The 24,726-nt window shown below is 71.7% G+C and carries 20 protein-coding genes and 2 pseudogenes; 11 read left to right on the top strand and 11 right to left on the bottom strand.

From position 1 onward, the window contains the following. Window positions 1-3 precede the first annotated feature (3 nt). The gene (gene tgmA, locus ACFWA7_RS00305) at window positions 4-195 is read right to left on the bottom strand and encodes a putative ATP-grasp-modified RiPP (protein WP_385536388.1); all 192 of its coding nucleotides are present in this window, start codon (window positions 193-195) and stop codon (window positions 4-6) included. Window positions 196-407: 212 nt separating this feature from the next. Here tgmA and ACFWA7_RS00300 point away from each other — a divergent pair, with 212 nt between their 5' ends. Continuing rightward, on the top strand, window positions 408-782 hold the full coding sequence (locus ACFWA7_RS00300) for a hypothetical protein (RefSeq protein ID WP_385819881.1): 375 nt from the start codon (window positions 408-410) through the stop codon (window positions 780-782). 71 nt (window positions 783-853) lie between these two features. On the opposite strand, the pseudogene ACFWA7_RS00295 reads toward ACFWA7_RS00300, so the two are convergent. Then, window positions 854-1,305: pseudogene (locus ACFWA7_RS00295) on the bottom strand (DUF389 domain-containing protein); the annotation flags it as partial. Window positions 1,306-1,329: 24 nt separating this feature from the next. On the opposite strand from ACFWA7_RS00295, the gene ACFWA7_RS00290 reads away from it, so the two are divergent. From ACFWA7_RS00290 to ACFWA7_RS00270, 5 genes are all read left to right on the top strand, one after another. After that, window positions 1,330-1,515, top strand: a complete 186-nt coding sequence (locus ACFWA7_RS00290; RefSeq protein ID WP_385820189.1) for a hypothetical protein — start codon at window positions 1,330-1,332, stop codon at window positions 1,513-1,515. A gap of 319 nt (window positions 1,516-1,834) precedes the next feature. Then, a complete protein-coding gene (locus ACFWA7_RS00285) occupies window positions 1,835-2,791 on the top strand; it encodes a hypothetical protein (RefSeq protein WP_385536391.1) in 957 nt (318 codons plus the stop codon). 170 nt (window positions 2,792-2,961) lie between these two features. Beyond that, window positions 2,962-4,413, top strand: a complete 1,452-nt coding sequence (locus ACFWA7_RS00280; protein ID WP_385536450.1) for an amino acid permease — start codon at window positions 2,962-2,964, stop codon at window positions 4,411-4,413. A gap of 334 nt (window positions 4,414-4,747) precedes the next feature. Next, window positions 4,748-5,800: an SIS domain-containing protein gene (locus ACFWA7_RS00275; RefSeq protein WP_385819879.1), complete on the top strand. Its 1,053-nt coding sequence runs from the start codon at window positions 4,748-4,750 to the stop codon at window positions 5,798-5,800. Between the two features lie 55 nt (window positions 5,801-5,855). Continuing rightward, window positions 5,856-7,436 carry an alpha/beta hydrolase gene (locus ACFWA7_RS00270; RefSeq protein WP_385819877.1) on the top strand — a complete coding sequence of 527 codons (1,581 nt, stop codon included), beginning with the start codon at window positions 5,856-5,858 and terminating at the stop codon, window positions 7,434-7,436. Here ACFWA7_RS00270 and ACFWA7_RS00265 read toward each other — a convergent pair. Further along, the gene (locus ACFWA7_RS00265) at window positions 7,424-10,579 is read right to left on the bottom strand and encodes a GH92 family glycosyl hydrolase (RefSeq protein ID WP_385819875.1); all 3,156 of its coding nucleotides are present in this window, start codon (window positions 10,577-10,579) and stop codon (window positions 7,424-7,426) included. The genes ACFWA7_RS00270 and ACFWA7_RS00265 overlap by 13 nt on opposite strands. Window positions 10,580-10,920: 341 nt before the next feature. Between ACFWA7_RS00265 and ACFWA7_RS00260 the strand changes: the two genes are divergently transcribed. Further along, entirely contained in the window at window positions 10,921-11,937 is a 1,017-nt protein-coding gene (locus tag ACFWA7_RS00260; protein ID WP_385536400.1) for a LacI family DNA-binding transcriptional regulator, read from the top strand. On the opposite strand, the gene ACFWA7_RS00255 is transcribed toward ACFWA7_RS00260, so the two are convergent. Beyond that, window positions 11,938-12,204, bottom strand: a complete 267-nt coding sequence (locus ACFWA7_RS00255) for a hypothetical protein (RefSeq protein WP_385536402.1) — start codon at window positions 12,202-12,204, stop codon at window positions 11,938-11,940. Window positions 12,205-12,409: 205 nt separating this feature from the next. Between ACFWA7_RS00255 and ACFWA7_RS00250 the strand changes: the two genes are divergently transcribed. Then, window positions 12,410-12,619: a hypothetical protein gene (locus tag ACFWA7_RS00250; RefSeq protein WP_385819873.1), complete on the top strand. Its 210-nt coding sequence runs from the start codon at window positions 12,410-12,412 to the stop codon at window positions 12,617-12,619. A gap of 125 nt (window positions 12,620-12,744) precedes the next feature. Here the strand turns inward: ACFWA7_RS00250 and ACFWA7_RS00245 are convergent, their stop codons facing one another. The 3 genes from ACFWA7_RS00245 to ACFWA7_RS00235 form a co-directional block, all read right to left on the bottom strand. Continuing rightward, window positions 12,745-13,134: a hypothetical protein gene (locus ACFWA7_RS00245; protein WP_385536406.1), complete on the bottom strand. Its 390-nt coding sequence runs from the start codon at window positions 13,132-13,134 to the stop codon at window positions 12,745-12,747. 321 nt (window positions 13,135-13,455) lie between these two features. Next, complete coding sequence (locus ACFWA7_RS00240; protein ID WP_385536408.1) at window positions 13,456-14,373, bottom strand: MurR/RpiR family transcriptional regulator; 918 nt, start codon at window positions 14,371-14,373, stop codon at window positions 13,456-13,458. A gap of 1,676 nt (window positions 14,374-16,049) precedes the next feature. Beyond that, window positions 16,050-16,355 carry a hypothetical protein gene (locus ACFWA7_RS00235; RefSeq protein WP_385819871.1) on the bottom strand — a complete coding sequence of 102 codons (306 nt, stop codon included), beginning with the start codon at window positions 16,353-16,355 and terminating at the stop codon, window positions 16,050-16,052. Here ACFWA7_RS00235 and ACFWA7_RS00230 point away from each other — a divergent pair. Then, complete coding sequence (locus ACFWA7_RS00230; protein WP_385536414.1) at window positions 16,348-16,791, top strand: GNAT family N-acetyltransferase; 444 nt, start codon at window positions 16,348-16,350, stop codon at window positions 16,789-16,791. The genes ACFWA7_RS00235 and ACFWA7_RS00230 overlap by 8 nt on opposite strands. A gap of 4 nt (window positions 16,792-16,795) precedes the next feature. On the opposite strand, the gene ACFWA7_RS00225 is transcribed toward ACFWA7_RS00230, so the two are convergent. Beyond that, complete coding sequence (locus tag ACFWA7_RS00225) at window positions 16,796-18,805, bottom strand: glycoside hydrolase (protein WP_385819869.1); 2,010 nt, start codon at window positions 18,803-18,805, stop codon at window positions 16,796-16,798. A gap of 75 nt (window positions 18,806-18,880) precedes the next feature. Between ACFWA7_RS00225 and ACFWA7_RS00220 the strand changes: the two genes are divergently transcribed. Continuing rightward, complete coding sequence (locus ACFWA7_RS00220) at window positions 18,881-19,768, top strand: RimK family alpha-L-glutamate ligase (RefSeq protein ID WP_385819867.1); 888 nt, start codon at window positions 18,881-18,883, stop codon at window positions 19,766-19,768. 3 nt (window positions 19,769-19,771) lie between these two features. Here ACFWA7_RS00220 and ACFWA7_RS00215 read toward each other — a convergent pair whose 3' ends face one another. Further along, entirely contained in the window at window positions 19,772-20,581 is an 810-nt protein-coding gene (locus tag ACFWA7_RS00215; protein ID WP_385536420.1) for an endonuclease/exonuclease/phosphatase family protein, read from the bottom strand. Window positions 20,582-20,902: 321 nt separating this feature from the next. Here ACFWA7_RS00215 and ACFWA7_RS00210 point away from each other — a divergent pair. Continuing rightward, window positions 20,903-22,145 (top strand): annotated as a pseudogene (locus tag ACFWA7_RS00210) (glycosyltransferase); the annotation flags it as partial. Between the two features lie 171 nt (window positions 22,146-22,316). Here ACFWA7_RS00210 and ACFWA7_RS00205 read toward each other — a convergent pair. Beyond that, entirely contained in the window at window positions 22,317-24,116 is a 1,800-nt protein-coding gene (locus tag ACFWA7_RS00205) for a S8 family serine peptidase (RefSeq protein ID WP_385819865.1), read from the bottom strand. A gap of 194 nt (window positions 24,117-24,310) precedes the next feature. Continuing rightward, the gene (locus ACFWA7_RS00200; RefSeq protein ID WP_385819863.1) at window positions 24,311-24,700 is read right to left on the bottom strand and encodes a cupin domain-containing protein; all 390 of its coding nucleotides are present in this window, start codon (window positions 24,698-24,700) and stop codon (window positions 24,311-24,313) included. Window positions 24,701-24,726 lie beyond the last annotated feature (26 nt).

The following is a 24,726-nucleotide window of genomic DNA, read 5'->3' as shown; positions in this document are numbered from 1 at the left end:
CCGTCAGTCGTCGAAATGGGTCTGGGAACCGGCGGTGGACGTGGTGGTGCCGGTTGCCCTGAGCACCGCGCGGTCGGCGACGGCGGGACGCCCGTCGGGCAGCACGTTCAGCTGCCGTGAGGCGTCGAAGCGGTAGGGGACCGCCACGGCCTCCGGTTCATGCGGCACCGTGTAGCGCAGAGTGAACGGCCTCATGGGGAACCTCCTGCAGAAACGTCACGCCGATCCTTGTGCACACCAGTACGTAGTGCCCCTGCAAGGCATTCATCACGTTCCGCCACATAGACGTGAAGGACGTCACACACCGGTAGTCACACACCGGGCAGTCGAGTGACGTCAGGTTTCGCCACCTCCCGTAACGGTGATCGCTGAGGACGTCACATTTCACCCACCTCACAGGAGCACCCATGCGTTTGCGTACCACGATCTCTGCGAGCGTCCTCGCCGTCGGCATCGTCTTCGGCGGCGCGGCGACCGCGCTCGCCCACGACAACGACGATCACTGCCGCCAGCACAGCTACGGCCAGGACCACGGCCGTGACCACGGCCGCGAGCACGGGCGTGAGCACGGGCGCGACTCCGGCCGTGACAACGGGCGTGAGCACGGGCGCGACTCCGGCCGTGACAACGACCGCGACCACGGGCGCGACTCCGGATCCGAGAGCGGGCACAAGAGCGGCTGCCACACCTCCGCGGGCAGCAACTCCAGCAAGGGCTCGTACTACAAGCACGGCTGCGAGTCGGAGGGCTGGTCCAACACGAGCCGCCCCCAGCAGCACTGACCGGCCCGTTCGCGTGTGGCGCGGGAGCGGCGGGCTGACTGCCCCCGCGCCACGCGGTACGAGCCTCGGCGCGCGGGCGTACGGCGCCGGCGCGGGCTCGTCAGGAATGACCTCTGGGTGAGCAGGGTCAGGATGCCCGCAAGGACGATCCCGCCCAGGTTGGCGAGCAGCTGCTCGGTCGAGCCCCAGGTCTGGGCGCACTCCTTGTAGCTGAACGCCATGGCGGCGTTGGCCGCCGCCGGGACAGTGGTCACCGAGATGGCCACCCCGATCAGCGCCCCCGGACTTGGCCGAGGTGGAGCGAGAGGGTTCCGGCGGCACCCGCCAGGAAGGCGACGACGAACGACATCCAGTCCGGCTTCCAGATGAAGGCGGTGTTGGGGCGGTCCGCCTCCAGCATGGCCTTGTCGAAGAGCCCCACCCGGCCGAGGAGCCAGCCGGACCCGGCCGTCAGCAGCATGGCCGCGGCGAAGCCCACCACCAGCGCCGTCAGCGACCGCCACGCAAGCCCGGCCGCGCGCTGCTCGCCGCCGCGGCGGCCCTGCGCGTGGCGATGGAGGCGAAGGACCCGGTGGGCTTCGCCGAGCCGATCCGGCTGGTGAAGCCGGCGCGGCGGCGGGCCGACACCCACGGCCGAGCGGCGGGGCTCGGCGTCCGGAGCAACTTCCTCACGGTCGGCGAGCCGCTCCACGAGATGGAGATCTGGCTACGGACCCGCTCGCTGCTGCCATGAGGCGCCGCGGGAACGCCGTCCGCTGAATCCGGCCACGGCCGAAAAGGCTCGATCGGCCGAGGAATATGCCGTACACATACCCCGTACCGGCACCCCGCCAAAAGCCGCGCGGCGCCACCGGTGGAGCGAACCTCATTTGTCCCGCCCATAAATGACAAGGAACCAGATATTCCGGGCGACGAGTTTCGATACGACTTAATGATGAGTAAGGTGTGCCTCGCTGTCAGTGAGCCTGCGTAGGGGTTACGTCCCTTGGCTGAATTCGCCATGGCCGGAATGCGCATGCGGGTGGCGTCGTCTTCGGGATGGAGAGGGGATCGTGACTGCGGGCTCGTTCGAGGGACAGTACGTGTGGCATCCAGCCGCCGACGATCGCGAGTTGGCGCAAGCCTGCACGGACGTGAGGGCCGGTCGGTATCTGAGTGCGCACAACGTCCTCAAGGACGCGCGCACGGACTTCGAGGTGCGGGCCCACCGCTCGCTGGTGCTCGCGTCCGAGGCCGCCGACTCCGACCTCGCCGAGCGGTGGCTCGCCGAGGAACCCAGCGCGGAGGCCGCGCTGTTGGCCGCGCGTGTCGCGATGGTACGGGCGTTACGCATGGCCGACGCCCAGGACGGCCGGGCCGGTGCGCTGGTGCGCATCGCGACCGCCGCCTGCGGACGGGCCGCGAAGCTGCTCCCGCAGGACCCCACCCCGTGGGTCGCCCAGCTCGCCCTCGCCCGCTTCGAGCGCTCCCACGACCCGGCCCCCAAAGGCCTGTTGACCGCGCCGCCGGGACCCTGGCTGCTCTTCTCCCACATCCTGCGGCTCGACCCCTGGAACCGTGAGGCCCACCACCGGTTCCTGGCCTTCTTCTTCACCCGCCACGGCGGCTCGGCGAGCGCCCGCTGGGACGTCGCCTCCTTCCTCAGCCACCGCGCACCGCTCAACTCGCCGCTGCGGCTGCTCCCCCTGGTCGCGCTGGTCGAGGACTACGACTCGTCCGCGCTCCTCGCGGACAGCACCTGGCTGCAGCCCCAGTGGACGGCCACCGCGCTGGGCATCTACCAGAACTGGTTTCCCCACACGGCGAGTTACCGCTTCACGCCGGTGCTTGACCTGGCGTATCTTGCGCACGCGCTGTACATGGCGAAGCGCGAGTTCGAGGCCCGGGAAGTGCTCACCGCCATGGGGCCCTACGCCTCCCGTATGCCCTGGAGCGCGTTCGGCGACCCCGAGGAACGGCTGACCAGGGCCAGGCGGTCCTGCGGACTGCAGACCCCCGGCCCGGCCTGATCCACCCCTGCGGCCGCACGCCCCCGCGGCACCCGTACGAGATCGACGCGTCCTGTCCACCCCCACCAGGAAAGGCTGCCCCAGTGTCCGAGCGCACGTCCCCGCTCCGCTCGAAAGCCCCTCGCCGTGAAGCACCCGTCGCCCTCGACGACGACGCGACGCTGCACGCGATGGGCTACCCGCGGAAACTCACCCGCAGATTCCACGCGTTCGACAATTTCGCGATATCTTTTACAATCATCAACATCATCTCCGGTATATTCTCCGCCTTCGGATTCGGAATGGGCGCCGGCGGGCCGCGCATCCTCATCTTCGGCTGGATCGGTGTGTCGGTGATGGTGCTGTTCGTCGGCGCGGCGATGGGCGAGATCGCCTCCGCCTACCCGACCAGCGGCGCCCTGTACTTCTCCGCGGGCAAGCTCGCCAAGCGGCACCGCGGCGCCTGGTCCTGGTACACGGGGTGGCTGAACTTCGTCGGCCAGGTGGGCGGCACCGCCGCCACCAACTACGCGGCCGCGACCTTCATCCAGGCGTTCGTCTCGATGCAGTGGCCGTCGTACGACCCGACGCCCCAGCAGACCGTCGGCATCGCCGCGGTGATCCTGGTGGTGCAGGCGCTGGCCAACACGTACACGGTGCAGCTGGTGGCCGTGGTGAACCGGATCTCCGTGTGGTGGCTGCTGGTCGGCATGGTGGTGATCGTGGCCGCCCTGAGCTTCAAGCCCTCACATCACCAGTCCGCGTCGTTCGCCAACCACTTCGTCAACACCACCGGCTTCAGCAACGGGCTGTACGCGGCGATGCTGGGCCTGCTGGTGACCAGCTGGACGTTCACCGGCTTCGACGGCAGCTTCCACATGTCGGAGGAGACCGTGAAGGCCACGGTCAACACGCCCAAGGGCATCATGCGCGCGATCATCTACTCGGCGCTCGCCGGACTGGTCCTGATGCTCGCCCTGGTGTACGCGATCCGCGACTACGCGGGCGAGGCGAGCTCGGCGGCCCCGCCGGTGCAGATCCTCATCGACGCGCTCGGTATGGGCACCGCCAAGCTGCTCCTGCTGATCGTGATCGGCGCCATGCTGTTCTGCGGCCTCGCCAACATGACCAGCAACACCCGCCAGATCTTCGCCTTCTCGCGCGACGGGGCGATGCCGGGATCGCGCTGGTGGCACTCGGTGTCGCTGCGCACCCGCACCCCGGTCAAGGCCGTGTGGCTGGCCGCGGCCTGCTCGCTGGTGCTGATCATCCCCGGCTGGTGGTCGCACACCGCCTTCACCGCCATCGTCAGCGTCAACGTCGTCGGCCTCTACCTCGCCTACGGCGTCCCCATCTTCCTGCGGCTGCGCCTGGACGACTTCGAGCCCGGCCCGTGGAACCTGGGCCGGTGGGGCAAGCCCGTGGCGGCGGTCGCCGTGGTCTGGATCGCGCTCAGCAGCGTGCTGTTCATGCTGCCGCAGACCTCGCCCATCACCACCACCTCGTTCAACTACGCCCCGATCGCGTTGGGTGCGGTGCTGTTCATCGCCACCGTGTGGTGGTTCGTCACCGCCCGCCACCGCTTCCAGGGCCCGGTCAGCTACGGCAGTCCCGACGAGGTGGCCGCGATGGACCTCATCTGACGCCCTGACGTCCCACGCCTGACCTTCCGGGCCGTCCCCCGCCTCTTCGGAGCGGGGGACGGCCCGTGTACGTGGGCGGGTACCCGGCGCCCGGCCGGATGGCGGACACCCTGCGCCGAGCGCGAAGAGCGCCGGCGCGCCACCGTTGCGGATGAGGCACCTGCGGTCACGGCGGACACGACCGCCACCGTGCGCTCCCCGGGCGCCATTCCCCCGGTCGGCACTTCGCAGGATGATCCTGCCTTCAACGTCCTACCTGCCCGGTTCGTCCGCCTTCTGTCCCCCGCTCCGCGCTCCGGCCCGCTCACGCCGGGGGCGCACGAAAGGACTCCTCATGTCCGGAACGCGAATCACCTTCCTCGACGGCCAGGCCGGCCAGCCGCAGGCGCTGGAGCGCGTGATCGCCCATGTGCGGCGGCAGTTGGACGGTTCCGTCGGTGACCGGCTGCGTGACGTCAGGCGCCCGCTCCTAGCCGGTATCGGTGCCTCGTACGCGGCTCTGGCGCTGCCGGTCGAGGTGCTGCGCGGCCACGGCGTGCCCGCCCAGCGGGTGCTCGCCAGCGAGATCGAGGAAGGGCTTGGCGGCTTCGACACGGATCTGCTCATCGGCGTGTCGCAGAGCGGCCGCAGCTCGGAGACGATCGCGGCGTTCCGGGCGGCGCGCGGCGTGCCGACCCTCGCGGTCCTCAACGTCACCCCCTCCCCGCTCGGCGCCCTCGCCGGACTCACCGTCGACCTCGGCAACGAGCCGGACTCCTGCGCCTCGACCGTCGGCTTCACCGGTACCGTCGTCGCCCTCGACCTGATCGCGGGGGTGATCGCGGGCCGCGACGGGGACGCCTGGGACGGCGTCCCCGAGCAGGCCGAGGCCGTACGGACGCGGGCGGCCCACGCCGTCGCCTCGCTGCGGACCCGTGCCGCGCGGTGCGTCGCCGCCGACTGCGTCGCCTCCGGCGCCTCCCGGGTCACCGCGGAGGAGGCGGCGCTGCTGCTGCGCGAGGTGCCCCGGATGCCGGCCGCGGCCTCGGTCACCCGCAACTACCTGCACGGCGAGATGGAGTCGGCGGGCAACACACTGCACCTCGTCTTCGGCTGCGGCCGCGAGGTCGCGCTCGCCCGCTCCCTGTCGGCCGCGGGCCATCTGACGCTGCTGGTGACCACCGCCCGGGTCGAGGCGTCCGAGAACCTCGCCGTCGTACGGCTGCCCGACAGCCCACCCGGCGCCCGGGTCGTCCTGGAGACGGTCGTGGCACAGGAGCTGGTGGCTGCGCTGAGCGACGAACGGAACGTACCCATCGAGTCGATCGTCTTCATCAACGACGACACCAAGGAGGGCGGTATCGTCCTCGCGGACTTCGAGCGCGCCTCGCCCGTCGCGGTCCTCTGACGGAATTTCCGCTTTCGGCGGCGGAGTGGCGAAACATCCCGCTACCCTCGGTGACATGAGGCTCGCGTACGGTCGGCAGACCCGCGTCCGGCTCGGGGCGGCCACGGCCGTGGCCGCCCTCCTCGCGCTGACGGCCGCTCCGCCGTCGACGGCCGCCGCCCGCCCCGCCGATCCCGCCCGCCAAGTCCCCGCCTGGCACGGCTGTGTGCGCGACGCCCAGGACACCTCCGGCCAGGAGCTGGAGAAGGCGGGCGCCCGGTGCGCCGAGGTGAAGGTCCCCCTCGACCACACCCGCCCCGGCGGCCCGGGCATCACCGTCGCGGTCGCCCGCATCCGGGCCACCGACACCGCTCACCGGATCGGCGCGCTCGTGGTGAACGAGGGCGGCCCCGCCGACCCGGTGATCGACTACCTGCTGGAGCGCCGGGCTGCGATGGGCGAACTCGCGGCCCGGTACGACGTGGTGGGCGTCGACCCCCGCTTCACCGGCCGCAACCCGCCCATCGACTGCCGCTGGCCGACCAGCACGTATTTCCGCGCGGCGGGCAAGGACCGGGCGGGCTTCGCCCGTATGACGGCCTTCCAGCGCGATCTGGCCGCCAAGTGCCGCCGCAACGCGGCCGGTCTGCTGCCGTACGCGTCGACCCGCAACGCCGCACGCGACCTCGACGTGGTGCGCACGGTGCTCGGCGAGCGGCGGATCTCGTACCTGGGGGTCTCCTACGGCACGTATCTCGGCGAGGTGTACACCGCGATGTTCCCGGGCCGCACCGACCGGGTCGTCCTCGACGGCGTGCACGAGCCGCACCGCCTCGCCCCGTGGGCCGAGTACGGCACGGAGGAGGTGAACGAGAACGCCCTGCGCCACTGGGCCCGGTGGGCCGCGCCGCGCAACGCCGCCTACGGCCTGGGCGCCACGGCCGACGCGGTCCTCGCGACGGTCGGCCGCATCCAGGCGGCCGCCACCCGCCACCCGTTCACGGTCGGGACCTACCGCATCGACGAGCACCTCCTGCCCCTGATCGTGTACGGAGTCCTCGGCGACGACCTGGCGCGCAGCGACGCGGACATCGCCGTCATGGTCGCAACCCTCGAACGGGCCGCCGAGACCGGCCACGCGGAGCCGGACCCCGGCCTTGCGGAGCTTCTGCCGGGGCTGTTCACCGGTCAGTACTCGGCCTACGGCAGCACCCAGACGGCGTATCTGTGCGCCGACACCCCCGGCCCGCGCGACCCGGAGGTCTTCCGGCGGGCCGTCGAGCGCAGCCGCGCGGCCCATCCGCTGTTCGGCCCGGTCCTCAACGACATCACCCCGTGCCCCTTCTGGACCGCACCGCGCGAGCGGCCGACCGTCGTGGACAACGACGTCCCGGCGCTCATGGTCAACGCCACGGGCGATCCGCGCGTCCCGTACTCCGAGGCCCTGGCCATGCACGCCAAGTGGCCGAGCTCCCGGCTGATCACGGTCGAGAACTCCTACCGGCACGCCGTGTACGGAACCGCCTACGGCAGTGACTGCGTCAACGGCGCGGTCAACGGCTACCTGGCCGACGGGCGGCTGCCGGCCGCCGACCTCACCTGCCCGGCGGCGCGCGACGACATCCCGTCGGCCAGACCCGTACGTCAGGTGCCGTAGACCTCCAACTCGTATATCCGGGCGGCCTGGTCGGCGGTCTGCGTGGGGGTGACGACCGAGAGCCGCACATAGCGGGCGGAGGCGGCGACCGGGTTGGTGGTCGAGTCGGCGCTGTTGCCGCGGACCTGGGCCACCGTGGTCCAGGTCGCCGCGTCGGCGGAGACGCTCAGATCGAAGTCCTTGGTGTCCAGACCGGCGCTCTCGCCGCCCGCGCCCGCGTGGCGCACGGTGATCGAGTTCAGCGGGTGGGAGGCGCCCAGGTCGACCTGGAGGTCCTTGGTGCCGGAGGCGAGCGAGCACCACTTGTCGCTGTTGCCGCCGCTGACGCTTCCGTTGACCGCCTTGTCCGGGGTCTCCGACCCGTTGCACGACGCCGAGCCGGTCGCCGCCCGCCCGAGGGCGAGGTTGCCGCTCCCGCCGCCGTACACCTCCAGCTCGTAGATGCGGGCCGCGCTGCCCGAGGTGTTGGACGGGCTGGTGACCAGCAGCCGGACATAGCGGGCCGTGCGGGCCGAGACCGGGTGGTAGGTCCGGCTGGAGCGCGAGCCCGTGACGGTGGCGGCCGTGGTCCAGGAGGAGCCGTCGGCGCTGGTCTGGATCTGGAAGCCACCGGTGTTCCAGCCGGTGTTCTCACCGCCGAGACCGGCGTGCTTGACCACGAACGACGACACGGTCCTGGCGGATCCGAGATCGACCTGGAGCGAGGGGCTGCTCGCGGCCGAGCACCACTTGCTGTTGTTCTTCAACGAGCCGTCCACCGCCTTGTCGGGCGACTCGGCCGCCGCGCAGACCGCCGATCCGGTCGCCGTCGCGCCCTGGGCGAGGTCGGCGCCGAGCTCGGGCGCGGGCGGTACCGGAGTGGCGCCGTCCTGGAAGGAGGGCGGCACGTCGGACGCCCCGGTGCCCCAGGTGGCACTGGGGGCCGCGCCCATGGTGTACGTGAGGGTGGCACCGGCCGCGAGGTCCGGATAGCGCAGGTAGTTGTGGCTGGTGGCGGTGCCGTTGACGCCGAGCCCCTGCACATAGGGGCCGGAGCCGGAGGTGTTGATGGTGATGTTCCCGGCGGCGCGCTGGATCAGGACGGACGGGAACTGCGGCCCGTGCAGCGCGAGCGTGTCCGCGCCGGGCGTGGCCGGATACATACCGAGCGCCGCCCACACGTACCAGGCGGAGGTGGCGCCGAGGTCGTCGTTGCCCGGCAGGCCGCCGGCGCCGGTGGTGAAGGACTCGGCCATCACCTTGCGCACCGCGTCCGAGGCTCCGGCCGGGTGCCGGGCGTAGTTGTAGGCCCACGGCACACCGTGCTCGGGCTCGTTGCCGATGTAGTAGTACGGCCTGCTCTGACCGGCGTTGACCTCGGTGAAGTGGTGGTCGAGGCGCTGGACGGCGGTCTCCCGGCCGCCCATCGAGTTGATCAGGCCGGCGAAGTCGTGCGGGACCATCCAGGTGTACTGGGAGGCGTTGCCCTCGGTGAAGGTGGACTGGCTCGCCGGGTCGAGCGGCCAGGTCCAGGAGCCGTCGCTCTTGTGCTGCTGGACGTACGACGACTCCTGGCTGAAGGTGTTGCGCCACCACTGCGCACGGCTCATGTGCGTGGTGTAGCTGGAGGTGTTGCCGAGCGCCTTGGCGAACTGGGCCACCGCGAAGTCGGACGCGGAGTATTCGAGCGAGTCGGAGGGGTCGTCGAGGTAGTGCAGGTTCGTGTACGTCGACTGGCGCCCGCGGATCGCGCTGCCCTGGGTGGTGCCGCCGTTGGACGCCTTCTCCATCAGGGCGAGTGCCGCGCCCGTGTCGAAGTCGCGCCCCCCGAACGCGTACAGGCCGGCCACGATGATCGGGCCCGGGTCGCCGGTCATCACGAAGTCCTCGTTGGTCTGCTGCGACCACTTCGGCAGCAGTCCGCCCTGCTGCCCGTCCAGGACCATCGACTTGGCGATGTCACTGGCCTCGATGGGCGCGATCAGCCCTATCAGCGACGCCCAGGAGCGGTAGATGTCCCAGCCCGAGTAGTTCTGGTAGACCGGCCGGGCCGAGTTGTGCACGGCGTTGTCGAAGCCCCGGTAGTCGCCGTTCACATCGCTGGAGATGTTGGGGCTCTGCAGGACGTGGTAGAGCGAGGTGTAGAACTTCTGGCGCTCGGCGGTGCTGCCGCCGGAGACCTGGACCCGGTTGAGCATCCGGTTCCAGGAGTCGTCGGCCGCCGTGCGTACCGCGCCGAAGTCCCAGCCGCCGTTCTCCGCCGCCACATTGGCCTGGGCGCCCGCGACGCTGACGTACGACAGGCCCACCTTGAACTGGACCGTGGTGCTGGCGGTGGTGTCGAAGGTGACGTAGGCGCCGGTGTTGGTGCCCGACGCGTTCGCCGAGCCGTCCGTGACGGTGGAGCCCGACCAGGTGCCGAAGCCGGTCGGGGTCCGGTCGAAGCGGATGTCGAAGTAGATCTGGTACGTCTTGGACGAGCCGCAGAATCCGCCGGCCGTCACGCTGCCGGTCAGCTCGTTGCCGTTGACGTGCACGGTTCCGGCGCGGCTGCCGGTGGCGCTGCGGCCCGTGTTGACCAGCAGGCGGGACGTGGCGGAGGCGGGGTAGGCCAGCTTGCCCATGCCGGTGCGGGTGGTGGCGGACAGCTCGACGTCGGTGGCGTAGCGGTCGAGGCGCGTCTTGTAGTAGCCGGGTCTGGCCACCTCGTTCGCCTTGGTGTAGCCGGACGCGTAGCCGGTCCAGTTGGAGCCCGGTGAGGTGCCGAGCGCGCCGGTGACCGGCAGCAGCGGCAGGTCCTCGTTGTTGGCGCAGCCGGCGCCGTCGAAGTGGGTGAGGCTGAAGTCCTCGACGGAGGCGTCCTTGTAGCGGTAGCCGGACGGGGAGGCGGTGGGGGTGTCGGGGCTGAACTGGACGCCGCCGAAGGGCACTACGGCGCCGGGGTAGGTGCTGCCCCCGGCGCCGCCCGGCACGGGGTTGGGGGCGTTGCTGTCGTCGGTGCCGATGAACGGGTCCACGTACTGGGTCAGCGGCAGCACCGCCGCGTGGGCCGGCGCCGCCGCGGCGAGGCCGACGAGGCCCGAGGCGGCCAGGGCGAGGGCGCTCAACGCCCCCGCGTACCCGGAGCGGAGCGGGGATCTGGAGGGGTGCACGGATCGGAGCACGAGGGGGACCACCTTCTCGCGGAGGCCCGCTCGCCGTCCGGCGGGCTGCCTCGGGGACGGGGATGCTCGGAGTGCGGTTGAAGGATGGGCGTGTGAACGTTACCAATCAACTCAGGATTGTTGAGGTGTCCCTGATGACTCGTCAAGAGGCAGGGGCGTGAACAAGCACCGGAACCAGCCGTTGGGGATGGGAACGTTACCAAGCCGGGCCCGCGTCGGAGACCAGGCCGCACCAGCCCGCACCAAGGTCCCCTCATCCGGCCTGACATGGGGCTCCGTCTGCAATCATCGACGCATCGCCGTGCCCGTCCCCGAAGAGGGATCCGCCGCTGAGGAGGCCCGTGAAGCGCCCGACGATGAAGGACGTGGCCCGCGCCGCCGGGGTCAGCCCCATGACCGTGTCGCGCGCGGTGTCGGGCGAGCCAGGGGTCTCCCCCGGGACGGCCGCCCGAGTCGAGCAGGCCGTACGGCAGTTGGGCTACCAGCGCAACGACAACGCCCGTAACCTACGGCGCAAGAACCCCGGAACGTCCACGATCGGGCTCGTCGTGGACGATCTGGCCAACCCGTTCTACGCGCTCATGGCCCGCTCGGTGGAGGACGAGGCGCATCGCCGCGGCTGTCTCGTCCTCGTCGGCAGCACCAACGACGAGCCGCGCCGCGAACGCGAGGTCATAGCGGCCTTCACCGCCCGCCAGGTCGACGGCCTCCTGCTCGTCCCCACCATCGGCGGCCACGGCTTCCTCAAACAGCCGATGGAGGGCGGCACGCGCGTCGTCTGCGTGGACCGGCCCGCCAAGGGCCTGGCCGTCGACACCGTCACGGTCGACAACCGCGCGGGCGCGGAGCGGGCCGTCCGCCATCTGCTCGCCCAGGGCCACACCCGTATCGCCTACCTCGGCGACCGGTTCGGCATCTGGACCCAGCGCGAGCGCCACGCCGGCTACCTCGACGCGCTGGCCGCGCACGGCGTACCCGAGGACCCCGCGCTCGTACGGCACGACCTGCGCAGCCGGTCGGACGCGGCGGCGGCGCTGGCCGCGCTGCGGGCCCTGGCCCGGCCGCCCACCGCCCTGTTCACCACCAACGACGTGATCACCATGGGGGTGATGGGCGCGCTCGGGCACGCCGACCGCGTCGACGTCGTCGGCTTCGACGACTTCCCGCTCGCCGACCGCCTCAGCCCGCCGCTCAGCGTGGTCAGCCAGGATCCGGTCGCGCTCGGCGCCACCGCGGCCCAGCTGCTGTTCTCGCGGATCGACGGCGACCGCTCGGCGCCCCGGTCGGTCGTGCTGCTCACCCGGCTGATCGTCCGCGGGCCGGGACAGCAGGGCTCCCGCCGCTCCGGGCCCACATAGTCAGGGCGTGTCGCCCGCCCAGTCCCAGTGGTGCGGATCGCCGGGCCGCGGGCCGTACCAGGCGCGGCCGCCCGGGCCGTGGGAGCCGATCTCCGTGGCGAGCGCGGCGCCTTCGCTCAGCTGCCCGTCGGTCCAGCCGGTGACGTCGAGCAGCAGCCCGTCCAGCGGTCCCGCCACCAGCTCGCGGTAGACATGGCCCGGTCGCGGTCCGGGGTCCGGATCGTCATGGTCGGCTCCATAGACACGGCGCCGTATCAGCTCGTCCATACCCGCCAGCGTGCCATCCACCACTGACAACGACGGGCGCGGGCGGGGCGCCCCGGGTGCACCACCCGTAGTGCGGCCGCGCGCCCGATCGCGAATCGTGGTGTCCCGAGGGCATTCGAATCCGTCGGCCCGTGCGCCGGGCGCGGCGGCTCAGCGGCAGTCAGGGCGGCGTGCGCTGGAGCTGGAAGCCCGGGCCGACGGCCTCATGGACGGGCTCCGCGCAGATCTGGAACGGCTGGCGGCGATTTTCTCCATCGCCTTCCCGGGCTTTCCGCCCGACCCCGTCAAGCAGGCGCACAACCTGGTGGCGGAGCTGCTCCGTGACGCCGGAGCGCCCCACACCGAGCGGCTCGACCTCCCCGGCACCGCCACGGTGGTGGCACGCACAAGGCCGTTCCCGTCGTGCTCGGCCTAGTACCTGCGCTCCGTCCGGCCCCTGCTCGCCGACCTGTCCGTGCTGATCCGCGGATTCGTGGCGCTGGGGGCGGCGATGACGTGAGGCGGGGGGATACGTGAGGGCTTCGGCCGGGCGGACGTGGCCTACGGCCTGCGGTGGGCCGGATGGTCGCCCATCAGCGCGTCCGTCACCAGACGCACCCCGCGCGCGAGGCGGCCCAGCTGGTCCAGCTCCGTCGCGTACATCCGGATGGTGTTCTCGATGACCGCTTCCGCCACGCCCAGTGTGGGCAGCTCGGCCCGGCTGGTCTGCAGGGCCACCCGGACCGCGCGCATCTCGTGCTGGAGCTGGAGCTGTGCGTGCCGGGCGAGGATGACGTGGTGGCGGGTGAGCGGTGAGTAGCCGGCGTAGCGGGCCGGCAGCAGGTCGCGCAGCCAGCGGGTGGCCGTGCGTTCCCAGTCCCGCGTCCCGGGTTCCTTGACCTGACAGGGCCAGTCCGGGCTGAGCGCGATGGTGGGGGCCGTGTGGGGCATTCTCGTCGCTTCCGAAGTTGTCGAACTCTGATCGAGAGGTGGAAGGGGGCGGCCCCGGCCTAGGGGTTAGCCGAGGCCGCCCGTGGGCGTCCGCCCGGATCCGAAAGCCTCGATCGAACATCCGGCCTGACGCGAGGAGGGGGGCGTCACGTCGGCTGTTCGCTCTGGGAGGGCGTGGGGTCGCCTTCCTTGGCATCTGGGGGATCGGGGGATCGCCACCGCCTCAGTAAACATATATACCGTTGAGTAAACAAGGGTATGAAAAAATTCATGCACCCGAAAGGTGTGAAGATCCCGGGGAGCCCGGTGGGCGAATCGGTCCTACAGGAAGAAACCGTGCTGGTCGGCGGCCTGCTCGTACTCCTCAAGGCGCGCCTGCGTCCGCTCCGGATCGGCGTCCGCCATCGCCTGGAGCAGGGCTGCGGCGAGCATGCTCGGTGCCGCGTACGAGTCGAACACCAGCCGTGATCCGGTGCCGGCGGTCAGCGCCACATCCGCCTCGTCGACCAGCGGCCCCAGGGTGGTGTCCGTGATCAGAGCGATGCGCAGCCCCGCGCTGCGGGCCGCCCGCAGTGCGGCCAGGGTCTCCTTGGCGTGCCGGGGCATGGCGAAGGCCAGTACCCAGGTGCCGCCCGCCGAGCGGGACTGGAGCAGCGCGTCGTAGGCGACGCTGCCGCCGCGCGTCACCAGCCGCACATCGGGGTGGATGCGCCGGGCCGCGTACGCGAAGTACTCCGCCAGGGACACGGAGATCCGCAGTCCGAGGATGGTCAGTGGCACCGAGCCGGCCAGCTCGCGGCCGATCTCCAGCACCTGGTTGGTGTTGGCCACCAGCCTGCGCACGTTCTCCAGGTTCTCGATCTCGGCGTCCACCGCCGCCTGCAGCTCGTTGTGCCGGATCTGCTCGCGGGTCTCCGGCGACCCCGCGACCGCGCTCAGGGCGATCGGCTGGAGCACATCACGCAGGGCGGGATAGCCGCTGTAGCCGAGGGACACCGCGAAGCGGGTCACGGACGGCTGGCTCACCCCGGCCCGCTCCGCGAGCTCCGTGATCGAGAGGAACACGGCCTCGGTGAGGTGGTCGATCATGTACTGGGCGATGCGCCGCTGCCCCGGGGAGAGGCGGTGGCCGTCGAAGAGGGCGCGCACCCGGTCCGCCGCGGGGCGCTCGTGGTCCGACGCCTGCCCGCTCGGCGTGATCGCGGCCGCCTGGGCGCGCGCCTTCTGCCCCGATGACACCGGCGGGCCTCCTTCTCATGCCATGTGTGTTCAAAACATAGCTCACCGCCGTGACGGGCCGGCGCCCGTTCCACCGGTGGGGGCGGGCGCGCATTCGAGACACCGGTGGCTTCTTGTGCTGGACGTGACAAGCCGGAAGGTGTTCCCTGTGCCGCGCTCGCGCGGGGGATGCGGCCGGGGGGCCGCACGCGCGTCGGTCCACGCACGGACCATGCGGCCGGCTGGTGGAGCAGGGGGACACATGCCCGGAGCAGGACGTCCGCAAGGTGGGCCGAAGGGCAGAACGGAAGCCGCCGACGAACTCGCGGACTCTCTGCGTGAGGTGACCCGCGGCCAGACGGTGCGGGAGCTCGCGCAGCGGTACGGCGGCGGCAGGACGGCGTGGAGCGAATACCGCTCCGGAGCACGGGTCGTCGCGCTCGGGCGCCTCAACACCGTACTCAAGGACCAGGTCCGGGACCCCTGCGCGGAGAAGAGCTGCTCGCCGAGGCCCGACGGCCGCACGACCGGGCGCTCACCTCCGAGGTGGTGGGCAGACCCGCGCCGGGCGTGGAGGAGGCACTGCGTCGAACACACACGGACCTCGCCGAATCGTGCCGTCTGGTGGAGAGCCTGCCGGCGATGGTGACGCTGCTCCGGGACCGCGCGGACGACGGCGGGGCCTGGTACGCGAGCTCCGCCGCCGGGGTGCCTTCCCCGGCGGCCGGGCAGCCGGACGCCTCCTCCCGGCTCGCGGAAGCACGATCCGGGGACGCGGCGTCCGGGAAAGCGGAATCCGCGGTGGCCGGGGAGGTGCGGCTGCGACTGGACCAGGCCGTCGACCAGTTGGTGGCCGCCCGGTCCGTGGAGGCGGCGGCACGACGGGCCGTCGCGGACGCGGACGCCGAGGCCCAACGGGACGCGAGTGCCCGGCGGGCGGGTCGAAATCCGGTTGGATGCGGCGGAGTTGACGTAGGGCGGCCCCGTGCCGGTGGCGGGCGCGCTGCGCAGCGGCGCCCCTGCGCCGAAGGCCGACCGTTCGGCGGGGGCTGCCCGCACACCGGAGACCGGGGCTCCGCGGGGACTGCCCGTACACCGCAGGCCTGGGCTTGGCCGGGGACTGCCCGCACACCGCAGGCCTGGGCTCCGCCGGGGACTGCCCGCACACCACAGGCCTGGGCTTGGCCGGGGACTGCCCGCACACCACAGGCCTGGGCTCCGCCGGGGACTGCCCGCACACCACAGGCCTGGGCTCCGCCGGGGACTGCCCGCACACCGCAGGCCTGGGCTCCGCCGGGGACTGCCCGCACACCGCAGGCCTGGGCTCCGCCGCCGGGCGCAGGAGACTTGACGCGGGCCGGACTCGCGCCGGAGGCCGACTCCCGGCCCCACCCCGGACTCGCGCCGCCGACGGGCCGGCCGTCTCCCGGTGGGCCGGCCGCCGCTCCGAGTGGGTCCCGCTGGGCACCACGGCGAGCGCGATCGCGGCCACGGACCGACCGCCGTGCTCGGCCGCCCTCCCGCACCGCCTAAAATCGTGCCGCCGGCGGGACGCGCCGGCGGCCAGGAGGGACAGCGCGCGGTGAACAGCGACAGTGACGTACCGATCTACGCCCAGCTCATACGGGAACGGGGTGACGTCCCTGGCGACGTCCGCCGGGAGGCCGAACAGATCCAGGCGAACCTGGAGCGGGTGATCATGCCGTTCCGTCCGGGCCTGCCGACGCATGGTTTCTTCCGCTGACGAAGTGGGCGGCGATCTCATCGCTCCTCGTCACCCACACCCCGGGGTGGTTCGCCCCGTACTCCAGGGCCTGGCCCAGGTACTTGAGGCGGAACGGCAGGCCGATGACGAACGGGTGCAGGGCCAGGGCCGTCACCCGGCCGCTGTCCGCCGCGTCGTAGTGGGAGCGCGTCGTAGTGGGAGCGCGTCGTAGTGGGAGCTGGTCCAGCTGCCCCTTGACTGCCCGCACCAGCTGCGGGTTCGCTGCTCCGGTGAGCAATCTTCGTATCCAGGTGCCGGACAGCGACGCCACGCTGCGGGACTGGCGGCATGTGCACAACGTGATCATCCCCACCGCTCCCCTGTCGCTCGGCGAGGTGCGCGAGCGCGTCCACCGGAACCGCCTGGAGGTCGCTTATCTGGGGGACGTCCTGGTGGGGTGCACGACGGTGCGTCCGCCGAAGGACGGCTCGGGCACGGCGACGGTGATCGCGCGCGTGCTCGCCGAACACCGCGGACAGGGGTTCGGCGAGCAGCTCTACACCCGCGGCCTCGACCACGCGCGGGCGCTCGGCGCCGACGTGGTCGAGACGGTGGTCCTCGCCTCCAACGTGGAGGGGTTGCGGTTCGCGCGGAACCACGGGTTCGTCGAATTCGAGCGGTATGTGCTGCCCGGTGACAGCACACCGTGGATCGAGCTGCGACTGGCCCGTTGAGGGGTCAGCGCACCACCTTCTTCGGGCACAGCAGCCTCGGCTGCCGGTCGCCCTTGAGCTTCGCGCTCACACATCCCGCGGGCACATCGTGCGACGCGGTGGTTCCGAAGTTGGCGGTGACGGTCAGCGCGCCGTCACCGAAGACGGTGCGCTGCACGGCGCGGTCGGCGGTCAGCCAGCGGAACGACGTCAGCCGCTGGGTGCCCGCCTTCTCGTGCAGCGGGGCGAAGTACTTCTGCAGAGCGGCCAGTTCGGGCCCGTCCTGCTTCAGGGTCGGCCCGTCCAGGACGTAGTTCAACGGGACGTTGTAGAGCATGGCCAGCAACGCGCGGGTCTGCTTCTGCTGCGGCAGCTTGCCGAAGGAGAGCTCCCAGCGCTCGACGTTGACCAGTGAGCCGTGCAGGGCGGTCTCGTACAGCGGGATGCGGTACTTGGGGTCGTACATCTCCCGGGCGAGGTCCGCGGGCAGGTCGACCGGCTTGAAGAAGGTCTTCGGCGCCTTCTCCGGGGCGTATCCGCCCCACACCTCCTTGTTGCGCTCCAGCGGCCACAGGCCGTTGCCGACGGGGGTCGCCGACCCGTGGTTGAAGGCGACGACCTGGTTGGCCCACGCTCCGGCCGACTCGGAGCCGAGGACGAGCCCGCCGTCCTGGAGTCGCTTCATCCGGGCGAGGCGGTGGGCCCGGTCCTGGGCCTTGGTCATCTTGTGCTGCGGGCTGTGGTCCCGGAAGAGGTCTCCGGCCGCGTCGACGTCGAGGAAGTAGCTGTCGGCGCCGTTGGCCACCATCCGGCGCGTGCGCTCGGCGAGGTAGTGCTTGGACGGCTCGGACTGCTCGAACGCCTGTGAGCTGAGGTAGCAGCCCCGGTTGCCGAATCCGGTCTCCGGCTTGCCCTTCGCGTCGATCACGCAGTAGTCGGGGTAGACGCGGCCGGGCCACGCCGAGCTCGGCGAGTCGGCGGTGGCGGGGTCCTGCCCGTTGGCGAAGGAGTCGTACGGGCCGACGAGGTAGCCGTTCTTCTTGGCGGCGGCGACGGCCTGGGCGCTCATCGGATCGGTTCCGGCGTCGTAGCCGAGCCACATCCGGCTCACGCCCAGCCCGTGCAGCTCCTCCATGCCCTGCGGGGTCCGCGCGTCGCCCCACAGATAGACGTGGAAGGCGCCGAGCAGCTTGCCGTCGGCCGGGTTGGCCCTGATCTTGTCGCGGAGGCTGCCGAGCCTGCCGTGCTCGGAGAGCCAGTCGCGGTAGTCGACGGCGGGGGCGACCGGGTTCCCGTCGGTGAGGGCGAAGGTGACGGTGTACGAGCGGGTGTCCTCGCCGCCGTCGAAGGTGTGGGTGGCCGTGCCGCGCAGCCCGCCACGGTCGGAGGCGAACCCCAGCGAGGTGCCGAGGTCGGTGGGGACGAGATAGCTCGCGCCGCGACTGCCGTACGTATAGCCCCACATCGGCATGGTGAGCGCGCCGGTGCCCATGTCCATCGGCTCACCGGTCAGTCCGCGCTCGGGCGCGCTCCAGAACGCGTCGCGCACGGGGATGTTGAGGCCCTCGCCACGCGGGAGCTGGAGGTCGGTGGCGGACGCGTCGGTACCGGTGACCGGCCACCGCACCTCCCCGTCGCGCCCCGCGGCCATGCTCACGCGCAGCCGCCCGCGCTCCGCGACGGCCGTGACCGTCAACTCCTTCGCGGGGTAGGTCCAGCGGGCTCCCCCTCGGATCTCGGTGACCGGGCCCGGCCGGCCGAGGTCGGTCGCGGCCGGGGCGGACAGCTCCAGCTCTCCCCCGGACGCCGGGCGCGCCCGTACGGCGAGTGACGCGGTGTCGATGACGGCGGTGCCGCCCCGGAGGGGAACGGTGACCTTGCCGTCCCCGGTACCGGTGGCGGACACCTCGGCGCCGGCCGCCGTGGTACATCCGGCGAGCGCGGCGAGGGCGAGGGTGACGGCGAGCCCGTGGGCGGCGGCCCGGCCCCGGGTCCGGCTGTGGGTCCGGCTGTGGGTCGAGGAAATTGATCTCATGCGTCGTGAATAGTCTTGCACTATAAGAGGGTTCTAAGAGCTCCGGTACAACGTGCAAGGCAACGGGGAGTGTCCATGGGTGCTGCGAGGGTCGCGATCGTGACGAGTGCCGCCGGTATCGAGTACGACGTGGACCTCTCCCTGATCGTCGACGCGCTGCGTGCCGACGGCCTGGCCGCGGAGCTGGTGGCCTGGGACGCGGACGCCGTGGAGTGGAGCGGATTCGATCGGGCGGTGATCCGTTCGACCTGGGGCTACGCGGCACGGCTCGACGAGTTCCTCGCGTGGGCCGACAAGGCGGGGCGCGCCACCCGGCTGTGGAATCCGCTGCCGGTGGTGCGCTGGAACAGCGACAAGCGCTATCTGCCGGAACTGGCCGGGCGCGGCGTCGCCGTCGTTCCGACGCGTGTCATCGACCCGGGCGGGCGGTGCGAGGAAGCCGACTTCGATCTGCCCACCGGCGCGGTGGTCAAGCCCGCGGTGTCCGCCGGCGCCCGGGACACCGCACGGTACGAGCCCGGGCGGCACGCGGATGCCGTACGCCACGCCCGGATGCTCCTCGACCAGGGCCGCAGCGCGATGGTCCAGCCCTACCTCCCGCTGGTGGAGGAGGGTGAACGCGCACTGGTCTTCCTCTCCACCGGCGAGGGCGGGCTGACGTTCAGTCACGCCATCCGCAAGCAGCCCGTGCTGGCCGAGCCCAATGTGATCGACAACTTCAGGGACGCGCACCCGGGCGCGGCTCCCTACGAGCCGACCGGGGCGGAGATCCGTACCGCGCTCGACGCGCTCGCGGCGGTTCCGTCACCCGACGCCCTGCTGTTCGCGCGGGTGGACCTCGCGCTGGACGACAGCAGGGCGCCGGTGGTGATGGAGCTGGAGCTCATCGAGCCGAATCTGTTCCTTCAGAGCGATCCGCGCGCACTGGAGCGGTTCGCGTCCGCCGTGGCCGCCGTGGGCTAGGGCCTAGGTAAGGGTGACGTCGACGCTGACCGGCAGGTGGTCGGAGGCGTCGCTGTCGATGACCTCCGCCTGCCGGGCGGCGAGGCCGGACGAGGTGAGGACGTAGTCGATGCGCTTGTGCGGGTCGCGTGCGTCGAAGGTGTAGCCCGCCCCCTCCCCCGCCGCGCGCCACGCGTCGCCGAGGTGCCTGGTCAGTACGCCGACCTCGCGGGCGCCCGGAGTGGCGTTGAGGTCGCCCACCAGCACGGTGGGACGGCTGGAGTCCCCGATGACGCTGTTGATCGCGCCGGCCTGGGCGAGCCGCTCGGTCTGCGAGGTGTGTTCCAGGTGGGTGGTCAGGATGCGCACGGCCGTGCCGTCCACGTTGATGTCCGCCTCCAGCAGGCCGCGTTGCTCGCCCGAACGCGGGCGGGGCAGCCGGGTGTTGTGGGCCTTGATGACGGGGTAGCGCGACAGGATGGCCGTCCCGTACTGGCGCCGGGGCGCCCCGGACCGCGGCGGGTCGAGGCTGAGGTTGGCGCCGTAGGCCACGTGCATGCCGAGGCGTTCGGCGAGCCAGCCCGCCTGGTCCACGAAGTTGCTGCGCGCGTCGTAGTGCCGGTCGACCTCCTGGAGGCCGACGACATCGGCGCCGCTGTCCTTCACCACGCGGGCCACCCGGTCGAGGGAGAGGGCGTCGTCGGCGCCCGCGCCGTGGTGGATGTTGTAGGTCAGCACGGTCAGGGTCTGAGGTGCGGCCGCCGCCGAGGACGTCGGTGCGGCGGTCATCGGGATGAGCATCAGGACGAGAGCCAGTGCGGACCTGGCGCACACACGGATCACTGAACACCTCTGTCTTCTTCGAGGGTTTACGGATGTCGTCGGACAGCGCTGCGCACAACTCGGAACATGCCGACGCGCCCTGACGGCGTGGGTGTTGCTCGGGGCCATCGGGCGACGCGGACATGGAAACGGACAGGGACGGGGACTTGGGGTCGGACTCGGGGCCTTGCTGTCTAACTCCCCACTTACCGAGCAAGGTTGACAAAAATCATCCGATTGGATGGAAATTCGTCCTACGGGGTGCGCCCCCGCTTCGAGGGCACATGCGCGGCTTGCGCCTGTTGACCGGGCCGGCACCGCGATACTGCGTCCATGCGCATCCTGATCGCGACGGCCGGGTCGCTCGGTGACGTGGCGCCGTACACCGGTCTCGGCGTACGTCTCCAGCAGGCGGGCCACGATGTGGCGATCGCCACGCACGAGGTTTCGAGCAGGTGGTGCGAAGGGCCGGGCTCGGCTTCCGTCCGCTGCCGGCCGACCCCCGCGCGGTACTCGCGTCCGAGGGCGGGCGGCGGCTGCTGGACGCACGGACCAGGGCGCGAACGGTCGTGGAGCTCGTACGCCTCGGACGCTCACTGATGCCCGCGCTCGCCGCGGCCCTGCTGGACGCGGCGGCGCGGGGCACCGACCTGGTCCTCTCCGCGGCTACCACCGCCCCGGTGGCCCGGGTCGCGGCGGAGGCCCTCGACGTACCCAGCATGGGCGTGTTCCTGCAACCGCTCGCGCCCACCGGCGACTTCCCGCCCGTGGCCACGGGAGCGCGCTCGATGGGCCGGTACGGCAACCGCGTCGCCGGCGCGGCCGTCCAGCTCGCCACCGACCGCGTCTTCGCGCCCGCCGCCCGCGCCCTGCGCAAGGAGCTGAGGCTTGCCGCCCGCGGCCCGGCGGCCCAGCGACGACTCGACGCCCGCACCAAGTGGCCCGTACCGCACGGGTTCTCCCCCACCGTGGTCCCGCGCCCGAAGGACTGGCGGCCGGGGCTCGACGTATCGGGCTACTGGTGGCCGCACCCGCAGCCCGGCTGGCGGCCGGACGCACGGTCACCGACTTCCTGAGCAACGGTCCGCCGCCCGTGTTCGTGGGGTTCGGCAGCCTGGTCGTCGCCGACTCGGAGCGGCTCGGGGCGCTGACGCGTGACGCCCTGCGGCAAGCGGGAGTCAGGGGCGTGGTCCAGGAGGGCTGGACGGGGCTGTCGGTCGGCGACGACGACGTGCTCACGGTGGGCGAGGTGCCCCACCACTGGCTGTTCCCGCGGATGGCGGCGGTGGTCCACCACGCGGGCGCCGGAACCATGGCCGCCGGGCTGCGGGCGGGGGTGCCGGCCGTGCCGGTGCCCGCGCAACTGGACGCGGGGTTCTGGTCGTCACGGCTGACCGCGCTGGGCGTCGGCCCCGGTCCCGTACCCCTGCGCTCGCTCAGCGCCCACCGGCTGGCGGCGGCGCTGCGGGAGGCCGTCGCACAACCGGCCTTCCGGGACCGGGCCCGGGCGCTCGCTGCCCGTATCCACGCCGAGGACGGCGCCGCGGCCGTGGTGGCGGCCGTGGGGCGGCTGGCGGGGGGCGAAACGGTAAACGGTAGGGAGGAGGGCCGCTTTCGCCTCTCCCGGGAACACCGTCACGGGTCTCCGGTGGACCTCACGACGCCCGGGCGTCCGTTCCCCCGCGGGGAGCGGGCGCCCGGGCTTTCGCGGTTCAGGGACTCAGCAGGTCCGGAAGCTTCAGAGGCTTCAGAACGTGAGGTTCCAGCTGTCGATGCGGCCGGTGTCCCCGTTGGCGTTGTCGTTCACCCGGAGCCTCCAGGTGCCGTTGGCCACCCGTGCGGAGGCGTCGACGGTGTACGTCTGGTGAATGTCGTCCGCGCTGCCGCCGGCGTGGTTGTGCAGGGTGTACACGGTGCCGTCGGGGGCGACGAGGTCGACCTTCAGGTCACCGATGTAGGTGTGCACGATGTTCACACCCACCTTGAGCGCGGCCGGGGCGTTGCCGGTCACACCGGTGACCGCCAGCGGGCTCTCCACGGTGGTGTTGTCGTTGACGGCGACATCCGCCGTGTTCTCGAAGTACCGGCCCGGCGGGACGGTGGCGCCGACCGCCTTGAGCGCGTCCACCTGGCCCTCGCCGAAGAACGCGTTCTTGGCGGTGGTGCCGGTGCACCGGCTGTCCGACGGGCAGGCGACGTCGTTGGCCTGGACGGCCAGCTTGTCGCGCAGCTGCGCCGGAGTGATGCCCGGGTTGGCGCTCGCCAGGAGCGCGGCCACACCCACGACGTGCGGCGAGGCCATCGATGTACCGCTCTTGGTGCCGTACTTGCCGCCCGGCAGGGTGGAGTACACACCGCCTGAGCCGTCGCCGCCCGGGGCCGCGACGTCGATGACACCGTTGCCGAAGTTGGAGTACGACGCCTTCACATTGCCGCTGCCCATCGCCGAGACCGTGACGACGCCCGGCAGTTCGGTCGGGATGTCGAGGCAGGCGTTGGTGATGCGGCGGGTGGTCGGCGTCGAGTCGTTGGGGCTCTCGCTGTCGGTCGTCTTGTTCGCCAGGTCGTAGTTGGAGTTGCCCGCGGCGGCGACCTGGAGGGAGCCCTTGCCCTCGGCGTACTCCTGGGCGCGGCGCACGCCCTCGATGATGGCGGCCTGGTCGGCGTTGTCCGGGCAGTTGAACTGCCACGGGTCGGTGTAGTAGCTGTTGTTGGTGACCTTGAAGCCGTGGTCACCGGCCCACACCAGTCCGCAGACGGTGTTCTCGGCGTAGAAGAGCGTCGAGGTCGGCTCGGCGAGGCGGACCGAGGCGATCTTCACGCCCGGTGCGACGCCGACGACGCCCTTGCCGTTCCTGGCGGCGGCGATCGTGCCCGCGACGTGCGTGCCGTGGCTGTCCACGTCCCGCCAGGCGCCGGTGCGGGTGTCCGGCTTGCCGTAGGCGCAGGAGACCGAGTCGGCGGCGTCGAAGTTGGGCGCGATGTCCTGGTGCTGGTCGTCCACGCCGGTGTCGAGGATGCCCACCTTGACGGAGGCGGATCCGGTGGAGACGGCCCAGGCCTGGTCGGCCTTGATCTGGCTCATGTCCCAGCGGACCGGCTCGCCGGCGGGGGTGGTCGACTGCGCGGGGTTGGCCGGCAGCGCCGGGTTGTAGGCGTCGGCCGGGACGTCCGAGGTGCGGGTGGCACCGACCTGCTGGACCCCGCTGACGCCCCGCATGGTGGTGGCGAAGGTGCCGGAGGCGGAGTGGGCGACGATGACGCCGATCGCGTCGAAGTACGAGAAGACCGTGCCGCCGTTGGCGGTGACGGCCGAGCGCACCGCCGAGGTGTCACCGGGTGCGGTGATGACCAGGTAGGCACGGGTGCCGGCGACCCAGGCCGCGCTCCGGGCCGTGACCGGCGCGGCCGCGTGGGCCGGGGCGGCGGCAGCCGGGGCGACGGGCTGGGTGCTCGCGAGGGCGGGAGCCGCGAAGGTCAGCGCGGCTCCGAGGGCGGCGGCGCCGACCAGGAAACGTCTGGGGCGTCTGGATATGGGGGGTATCAATGCGTCCTCCGATGACCCGACAGGTACGGGTGGCACCTACCGGGTCGTACGAAACGAGTGGTGGACGCAAGATGTCAGATGATCACCCGGGGAGGGAAGTACCTTTCACGGTAAGGGAGTTCCGGCGGGGCCGCCGAAACGTGCCGGAAACATGATCGTTGCCGATACGTACGTCGGGTGAGCAGGGCAGACGGTCAGAGCGCGTGCCCGGTCGTCGCGTCGACGTGGGCGGGCACCTCGTCGTGGCGGTCGCCCACCGAGAGGGTCCCACTGGGCTCGAACACGAGGATCGAGGCACCGGACGGCGAGGACGGTTTGTGCTCGGTGCCGCGCGGGACGGTGAAGACCGAGCCGGTGGCCAGGGTCACGGTCCGCTCGCCGCCGGCCTCCCGCAGGGAGATGTCCAACTCCCCGTCGAGCACCAGGAAGAACTCGTCGGTGTGGTCGTGGGCGTGCCAGACGTGCTCGCCCCCGACCTTGGCGACGCGTACGTCGTAGTCGTTGACGCGGGTGACGATGCGGGGGCTCCACAGGGCGTCGAAGGAGGCCAGGGCCTGGTGCAGGGCGAGGGGTTCGTTGCTCATGACCTCATCCTCGGCCGTGGTGCTCC

Origin of the sequence: Streptomyces sp. NPDC059994 (assembly GCF_042737755.1) — a bacterium.
Classification (GTDB): Bacteria; Actinomycetota; Actinomycetes; order Streptomycetales; family Streptomycetaceae; genus Streptomyces.
The sequence above is the reverse complement of the archived record's forward strand: the minus strand, read 5'-3'. Positions and strand labels throughout refer to the sequence as shown.